Genomic DNA, 7,857 nt, shown 5'->3' with positions numbered 1-7,857 from the left:
GCGATGCGGGCGGCCTGAGAGGCGGACGGTGGTTGTGGCTTCGGCTTGGCTGCCCGTGGCGCGACTGCCTTGGCGCACGGGTTGGTGCCGATCCACTCCCACCGCACGGCGTGCGCGAATGCGCTGTTGAGGATGACGTGGGTCTGGCGGACTCCGCTGGGACCGAGGGGTCGGCACTGATGAGGCTGGCACCGTCGGTCGCACTCGTGCGGCACACGGGTGCGGTGGTCGACGAGACCGCGAGCGCCGCGGCAGTGGGACCTGCAGGTGCGGAGCTGCGCGTAGAAGGAGTCGAGCACCTCACCGCGGACTCGCCCGACTTGCTGAGTTCCGAGGAGAGGAAGGATGTGCGTGCGGATCATGCTCTCGTAGCCGGCCCGGGTGGCCACCTCGACGTCGATCACCTCGAGGTAGCGCGCCATGAGCTGCGCAACGGTCGCCGACGTCCGCGGTTGCCGGCCGGCGTCAACGTCGCCGAGCAGGCGGATGCGGACCTTCTCGGCCGTCGTAGCGGCTTTGGGACCGGCCGGGACGACCTCGGTGAGGTGGTGGCGCTTTCCGCTGACCGGGTCAATCCCGGCGTACACACGGACGCGTAAGGCACCGCTCGGGAGCGTCTCGATCTCACCGCGCTGACGTCGACGCGCGCCAGGCTTCGGGGCCATGGAGCCAAGCTAGACGGACACTCGCTCCACGTATAGCTCCACGCTCACGGACCGATGGAGATCCATCGGCCCGTGAGCTGCGTCGGGACGACAGGATTCGAACCTGCGACCCCTTGACCCCCAGTCAAGTGCGCTACCAAGCTGCGCCACGTCCCGAACCGCTGCCCGACCGCTGCAGCGCGACCAGGTTACCCGACGCCGCCCTCCCACCCGATCGCCGGGTCGCGCCCCGAGAGCAGCAGCAGGCGGTTGACGCCGGAGGCCTCCTGGGCGCCCGGCAGCGGTGCGCCGAAGGGCCCGCCGGACATGCCGGAGAACTGCTCGACGAAGGGCATGCAGACCTCGACGTCGCTGGACGCCACGGCGAACGGCACTCCGATCGCGGTCGCCAGGTCCCAGCCGTGCAGCACCACCTCGTCGAGCGCGACGACGCCGAGCGCCGCCCGCGGCATCGCCACGCCGCCGGCCTCGTCCTCGCCCTCCCAGGCCTCGGGCTTGCCCCAGGCGTTCGAGAGGTCGTCGAACGCGGCCGCGAGCAGCTCGCGCCAGCCCTCGGGCAGGCCCGACGCCGGCGGGTCCCCGGTGACCTCCTGCTGGCGCGCGATCGCCGCGAACGCCGCTGTGAACCCCGCCATGTGCTCGAGCAGGTCGCGCACCGGCCACGCCTCGCACGGCGTCGGCAGGTCCAGGTGCTCGTCGGTGACGAGGGCGACGACGCGGGCCGCCGCAGCGGTCGCCGGGAAGAAGTCGTGCATGCGGTCCTCCTGTGGTGCCGGACACATCTCGGGAGGGAGTCTCCCGGTTCCCGGGCCCGAGCACCGAGCGACCGCCGGAGTCGCTTCACCTCGATGTCACCACCGCTAGCGCGGATGGTGGAAACTGTACGGCTGACGAGACACCCGCATCGGAGGTGACATCGTGCCGGAGGGGTGGCCGTTCGCGGCCCGCGACGACGACCTCGTGGCCGCCCAGAAGGCGCTGGACCAGCGCGGTGTCGTCGTGCTCGGTGGCCCCGCGGGGGTCGGGAAGAGCCGGCTCGCCCGCGAGATCGCGGCCCGCGCCGACGGCGGGACCGTGCTCGGCATCGTCCGGGCGACGGAGTCGGCACGCGAGATCCCGCTCGGGGCCTTCGTCGACATCCTCTCCGGGATCGCGCCCACCCTCTCCTCCCCCGACCTCACGCACGTCCGCGACGCCGTCGCGGCGCTGGGCGGCGACGGCGGCCGGGGGCTGCTCGTCGTCGACGACGCCCACCTGCTCGACGAGGTGTCGGCCACCGTGGTCCACCAGCTCGCGACCGGGCAGCGGGCCCGCATCGTCCTGACGGTCCGCACCGGTGAGCCCGCGCCGGACGCCGTCACCGCGCTCTGGAAGGACGGCGCGGCGGCGCGGCTCGAGCTGGCCGCGTTCGACCGGGACCAGACCTTCGCGGTCCTGGTCGCGGAGCTCGGCGGCGGGCTCGAGGCGAGCACGGCGCGCCGGCTGCACGACAGCGCGCGGGGCAACGTGCTGTGGCTGCGCCACCTCGTCGAGGGGGAACGCGCGGCCGGACGGCTGCGTCAGGACCGCGGCTCGTGGGTCTGGCAGGGGGCGGTGACGCTCTCGCCGATGCTCGCCGACCTCGTCGCCGCCCGGATCGGGTCGCTGACCGACGACCAGCGTCGGGTGCTCGACCTGCTCGCGGTGACCGAACCGCTGGGGCTCGGGATGCTGGAGGAGCTGGCCTCGCCGCGGGCCATCGAGGAGGTGGCCGAGCGGGGCCTGGTCACGGTCGAGCCCGACGGCGCCCGGTGGGAGGTCCGCCTCGGCCATCCGCTCTACGGGGAGTCCGTGCGGGCGCGCACGAGCCCGTTGCGGACCCGACGGCTGCGCAGCGAGCTCTCGGCGGCACTGTCGCGGACCGGGACCCGGCGGGCCGGGGACAGCCTGCGCCGGGCTGTGCTCGATCTCGGCAGCGACCGGCCCCTCGATCCCGACGACCTCCTGGAGGCCTCGGTCCAGGCCTCGGCACTGCGGGACCTCGGCCTCGCGGAACGACTGCTGCGGGCCGCGGTCGCCGCCGGCGGCGGCTTCACCGCGCGGCTGGGTCTCGCCCACCTCCTGGACTACGAGATGCGATCCGACGAGGCCGACGCCGTGCTGGCCGAGGCCGCCGCGCTGACGCCGACCGCCACCGAGCGGGAGCGTGCCGTCGTCCTGCGCGCGCTGGCCCGGCACTTCCAGGCCGATCCACCGCGCTCGGGCGAGGACCTGCTCGCCGCGGAGGAGGCCGAGCACCACGACGGCCGCCGCAACCCCGCCTTCGACGCGTTGCGGGCCATGTTCGCCGGGTCCGCCGGCCGGGTGGACGAGGCGATCGAGCTCGCCGAGGCGGTGGCCGCCGACGACACCCGGCCGTTGCAGTCGGTGTCCCTCGCGGGGTTCGTCCTGGGCCTGACGTACGCGTTGAGCGGGCGGGGGACGGACGTCGCCGGGGTCGTCGAGCGCGGCATCGAGGCCGCCCGCCACCCCGAGACCGCTGCGGTGGCCGGGAACATCGGCTACATGGAGATCCTCGACGCCGACCTGCGGGGCCGCCCCGAGCTGGCGCGTCGCCGCCTCGAGTGGATCCGGGACCTCGTCGGGCCCCAGGCGCCGCCCTTCGTCGCCCTCTACGAGGGCCGGACGGCGCTCAGCGCGGGGCTGCCCCGCGCCGCGATCCGGGCGCTCGAGTCCGCGCTGCCCGCCTTCCCCGGGCACGGCGGCGGCTGGGGCGGGTGGTCGGCGGCGCTGATCGCGCAGGCCCACGGCATGCTCGGCGACGCCGCGGCGGCGCGGGCGGCCGTCGAGGAGGCCGAGCGTCGCCGGCACCCCCACATCCCCGTCGTGGACTTCGAGTACGACCTCGCCCGGGCGTGGGCCGCCGCCGCGGCCGGCAACGTCCGGGAGGCGATCGAGCGGTGCCGGTCGAGCGCGGACCGCTGCCGGGCCCTGGGTGTACACGCCGCCGAGGTCCTCCTGCGCCAGACCGGCGTGCGCTTCGGCGACCGGTCCCAGGTCGGACGCCTCGGCGCCCTCGCCCGCACGCTCGGCACGCCCCGCGCCCGCCTCGCCGCCACGCACGCCCGCGCGCTCGTCGCCGCCGACGCGCCGACCCTGCTCGAGGTCGCGGCCCGGCTGGAGGAGGCCGGGATGGGGCTGGAGGCGGCCGACGCGGCCGGGCAGTCGGCGGCAGCGGCCCGGGCCGCCGGCAACGCGGTGCTCGCCGCCGAGGCCGAGGAGCGGTCGCGGGCCCTGGCGGGCACCGGCGAGGACGCGCGGACCCCGGCGGTGCTCGAGGCCGAACTCCCGGTGGCCCTGAGCTCGCGGGAGCGGGAGGTCGCCGTGCTCGCCGGCGAGGGGCTGACCAACCGGCAGATCGCCGACCGGCTGCACGTCTCGGTGCGCACCGTCGAGTCGCACGTGTACCGCGCCTGCTCGCGGCTCGGGCTCTCCGACCGGACGGCGCTGGTCGCGGTGGCGGGGGCCCGGCGCACCGTGCCCTAGCCCCACCGGCGCCGCCCCCTTGCCCGGTGCGCCAGACTCCGATCACCACGGCGGAGGTATCGCATGCCCGATTCGGTCCACTCGTGGCCGTTCGCCGGGCGCGACGCGGAACTGCGGGCGCTCGCGGCGGCCCTCGACGCGCACGGCACGGTCGTCATCGTCGGTGAGGCCGGCGTCGGCAAGAGCCGGCTCGCCCGCGAGCTGGTCACGCGCACGGCGGGCCCCGCCGGCTCCGGCTTCGCCCTGGCCTCCGAGTCGGCGCGGGAGGTCCCGCTGGCGCCGTTCGCCCCGTGGCTCGCCGACGACCCCCGCGAGACGCCCGGGAGCCCGGTCGCCCCGGACGCGTCGGTGATCCACCGGCTCGTCGACACCCTGCGGCGTCAGGGAGCCGGCTGGGTCCTCGGGGTCGACGACGCCCACCTGCTCGACGCGGTGTCGGCCGCCGTCGTCGTCCAGCTCGCCGCCGACCGCGACGTGCCCCTCGTCGTCACGGTGCGCTCCGGCCTCCCGGTCCCCGACGCGGTCACCGCGCTGTGGAAGGACGACCTCGCCGCCCGGATCGACCTCGCCGAGCTGACGCCGGAGCAGACCCACGTGGTGCTCGAGACGGTGCTCGGCGGGCCGGTCGAGCCCGCCACGGAGCACCGGCTGCACACCATCAGCGGCGGCAACGTCCTGTGGTTGCGCCACCTCGTGGAGACCGAACGAGCCGCCGGCCGGCTGGGCCGCGGGCCGTCGTCCTGGCGGCTCGTCGCCCCGCCCGAGCCGTCGCCCGCTCTCGAGGACCTGGTGGCGACCCGCATCGGTCACCTCTCCGACGACGAGCGGCGGGCCCTGGAGCTGCTGGCCTTCGGCGAGCCGATCGGCCTGATCCTGCTGCAGCGGCTCGCCGACCCCGCCGCCGTGGAGGAACTGTCCGAGCGGGGCCTGGTCGACCTGCAGGTCGACGGCATCCGCCAGGAGCTGCGCCTCTCCCACCCGCTCTACGGCGAGGTCGTCCGGGCCCGGACCTCTCCGCTGCGGGCCCGCCGGCTGCGGGGCGAGCTCGCGGCGATCCTGGGGACGGTCGGCGGGCGCCGGGCCGGGGACGACCTGCGGCGGGCCGTGCTGGGGCTGGGCGGGGACACCCCGCTGGACGCCGCGACCCTGGTCCGGGCCGCCGGGCAGGCCACCGCGCTCGGGGACATCCACCTCGCCGAGCGGCTCTTCCGGGCGGCCCGCGAGGCCGGCGGCGGCTTCGAGGCCTCCATCGGCCTGGCCCAGACCCTCTCCTGGCTGATGCGGCCCGAGGAGGCCGAGGCCGAACTGGCCGCCGCGACCGAGGCCGCGGCCGACGACCGCGAGCGGGCGCACGCCGCCGCGTCGCGGGTCTTCCTCCTCCACTTCGTCCTCGAGCGCACCGAGCAGGCCCGCGCGGTCCTCGAGGAGGCGACGGCGCGGGCCGCCTCGGCCTCCCCCGCCGCGGGTGCCGACCTGGCGGGGATCGCCGCGAACATCGCCGCGGTCGCCAACCGGTTCGACGAGGCCCGCGAGCACGCCACGGCCGTGCGCTCCCGCAGCGACAGCTCCCCGCTGGCCCGCATCTGGGCGGCCTACGCGACGGGCATCGTCCGCGCCTTCTCCGGGACCGGACCCGCCGTCGCCGACGTCGTCGAGGAGGGCATCGCGGCGACGGCGGGCACCGCGGACGCGGCGCTCTGGCAGCTCAACCTCGGCTACACGCAGGTGCTCGACGCCGCCTTCCGGGCCGAGTTCGACGACGCCCGCGCACGGATCGAGTGGCTGCGGGCGCAACCGGGCCCGGTCGCCGTGGCCTTCGTGGCGCTGTACGAGGCGCGGGTCGCGCTCGAGACGGGCCGCCCGGCGACCGCCGTCCGCCTCGTCGAGAGCATCGTCGACCAGTTCCCCGGGACCGGCGGCGGCTGGAGCCGGATGCTCCACACGATCAGTGCCGCAGCGCTGGCGATGGTGGGCGACGTCGACGGGGCGCGGGCCGCGCTGCGGCGCGCGGACGAGACCGCCCACGCCGGCGTGCAGCTCGTCGATCCCGAGAACCAGCTGGCGCACGCCCTGGCCGCCGCCGCCGACGGCAGGCTCGTCGAGGCCATCGGGCGTGCGGGCGCGGCGGCGACGGCCGCGCGCTCGGCCGGCCAGTTCGCCGTCGAGGTGGTCATCCGCCACGCCGCGGTGTGCTTCGGCGACCGGAGCCAGCGGTCCCGGCTGCACCAGCTGGCGGAGATCGTGGACGGGCGGCGCGCACCCGCGGCACTGGCCCACGCCGCCGCGATGGCCGACCGCGACGCCGACGCGCTGCTCGCGGTCTCCCGGGTCCTCGAGGACGCCGAGCTGGAGATGTACGCCGCGGAAGCCGCCGCCCAGGCCGCCGTCGTGGCCCGCGGAGCCGGGCGGCTCGCCGACGCGACCCGGGCGGCCGAGCGGGCCGCCGCCCTCGCACACCGGTGCGAGGACGCGCGTACCCCGACCCTCGCCGCGTCGCTGTCCCCGCTGCCGATCAGCGACCGGGAGCGTGAGGTGATCCACCACGCGGCCCGGGGTCTGACCAACCGCCAGATCGCCGAGCAGCTCCACGTCTCGGTCCGCACCGTCGAGAGCCACATCTACCGCGCGTGCACCCGCCTGGGCCTCGGCGACCGCGCCGCGCTCGTGGCGGCCGTCGTCCCGAGCGGTCTGGCCCTCGACGACGGCGGCACCCGGCGGCCGGCGGGAATGCAGTAGTCGAGTACGGCAGACCCTCCCCCTCGTCCCGGGCACGATGCCCGGAGCGCGAGGGGGCGGGTGGCATGGCGGAACCGGGTCCGGTGGTCGGTCCTGTCCCCGGGGGCGGCCGCGGCGGACGGGCCGCGGTCACCGTCGTCGAGGGCCCCGACGGGCACCGCGTCGAGACCGTGCTCGGGACCGACGGCCGTGAGACCCGGACCGAGACGCTGCCCGACGGCAGCTGGACCCGGACCGACGACGACGGGCGCGGCACCACGACCGACACGTCGCGCTCACCCGACGGCCGCACCGTGGTCTGCGTCCACTTCGCCGACGGCTCGTGGAGCACCGTCACCGACGACGAGGCCGGCACCGCCGTCGAGCGCTACGGCAACGCCGACGGCACCGAGCTCCGCCAGGTCGTCCGCCACGCCGACGGCAGCTGGACGCGCCACGAGGAGTACCACGGCCAGGTGATCGACGCGGCCGGCGACGCCGCCTCCGGCCCCTGGTAGCCGCCGCTAATGCTTGCGGCCCCGCTTCTCCCGGACCCGTACGTTGATCTGCACCGGGGTGCCGGTCAGCGGGAACGTCTCGCGCAGCTTGCGCTCCAGGAACCGGCGGTAGCCCGCCTCGAGGAACCCGGAGGTGAACAGGACGAACGTCGGCGGCCGGTTCTGCGCCTGCGTCGCGTACAGGATCTTCGGCTGCTTGCCGCCGCGGACCGGGGGCGGGGTGGCGGCGACGACGTCGGCCAGCCACTGGTTGAGCTGTCCGGTCGGCACCCGCCGGTCCCAGTTCTCCAGCGCCGTGCGCATCGCCGGGGCGAGCTTCTGCACCGCCCGGCCGGTGCGCGCCGAGATGTTCACCCGCTCGACCCACGGCATCCGCACCAGCGCCCGCTCGAGCTCGCGCTTCATCGCGTGGCGGCGGTCGTCGTCGACGAGGT

The 7,857-nt window shown here is 76.1% G+C and carries 4 protein-coding genes, 1 tRNA gene and 2 pseudogenes; 3 read left to right on the top strand and 4 right to left on the bottom strand.

The features are described from left to right. From AC0CYZ_RS29715 to AC0CYZ_RS29705, 3 genes and pseudogenes are all read right to left on the bottom strand, one after another. A pseudogene (locus tag AC0CYZ_RS29715) lies at positions 1–665 on the bottom strand (site-specific integrase); the annotation flags it as partial. Positions 666–747: 82 nt separating this feature from the next. Beyond that, positions 748–821 (bottom strand) — tRNA-Pro (locus tag AC0CYZ_RS29710). Between the two features lie 32 nt (positions 822–853). Next, positions 854–1,420, bottom strand: a complete 567-nt coding sequence (locus AC0CYZ_RS29705) for a TIGR03086 family metal-binding protein (protein WP_472221713.1) — start codon at positions 1,418–1,420, stop codon at positions 854–856. Between the two features lie 163 nt (positions 1,421–1,583). Here AC0CYZ_RS29705 and AC0CYZ_RS29700 point away from each other — a divergent pair, with 163 nt between their 5' ends. From AC0CYZ_RS29700 to AC0CYZ_RS29690, 3 genes are all read left to right on the top strand, one after another. Beyond that, complete coding sequence (locus AC0CYZ_RS29700; RefSeq protein ID WP_472221712.1) at positions 1,584–4,190, top strand: helix-turn-helix transcriptional regulator; 2,607 nt, start codon at positions 1,584–1,586, stop codon at positions 4,188–4,190. Positions 4,191–4,253: 63 nt separating this feature from the next. Next, complete coding sequence (locus tag AC0CYZ_RS29695) at positions 4,254–6,926, top strand: helix-turn-helix transcriptional regulator (RefSeq protein ID WP_472221711.1); 2,673 nt, start codon at positions 4,254–4,256, stop codon at positions 6,924–6,926. A gap of 65 nt (positions 6,927–6,991) precedes the next feature. Beyond that, entirely contained in the window at positions 6,992–7,423 is a 432-nt protein-coding gene (locus AC0CYZ_RS29690) for a hypothetical protein (RefSeq protein ID WP_472221710.1), read from the top strand. Positions 7,424–7,429: 6 nt separating this feature from the next. Here AC0CYZ_RS29690 and engA read toward each other — a convergent pair. Beyond that, a pseudogene (gene engA / locus AC0CYZ_RS29685) lies at positions 7,430–7,857 on the bottom strand (ribosome biogenesis GTPase Der); the annotation flags it as partial.

The organism is Actinomycetospora sp., assembly GCF_055612215.1.
Note: the sequence above shows the minus strand (reverse complement) of the source record. Positions and strands in the feature narration are given on the sequence as shown.